Origin of the sequence: uncultured Tenacibaculum sp., from assembly GCF_947494125.1 — a bacterium.
Classification (GTDB): Bacteria; Bacteroidota; Bacteroidia; order Flavobacteriales; family Flavobacteriaceae; genus Polaribacter.
On record NZ_CANLTU010000059.1, the window covers coordinates 1 to 255 of the forward strand.

A 255-nucleotide genomic window follows, 5' to 3' on the forward strand; every position below is an offset into this window, starting at 1 on the left:
TCTGGACCGTTGTCGATAACTCCATCGCCATCTACATCTGAATCTGCATAATCTGGGATTCCATCGCCATCGGTATCAGAAGATATAACTGTTATCGTTCCAGTTGCACTTACCGTTCCACAGCCTCCTGTCAATAAAATATCATAATTAAAGACCCCTATAGTTGTTGGAGTACCAGTAATCATAATTGCATTACCTACCATTGATGCTGTTACTCCTGCTGGTAAACCTGTTACTGTTCCGATTCCGGTTGCT

The 255-nt window shown here is 42.4% G+C and carries 1 protein-coding gene; it reads right to left on the reverse strand.

Annotated features, from left to right (window positions below; translation table 11 throughout):
• Nucleotides 1–255 (reverse strand): hypothetical protein (locus Q0881_RS17805; protein ID WP_299163335.1); only part of this gene is annotated, 255 nt, incomplete at both ends.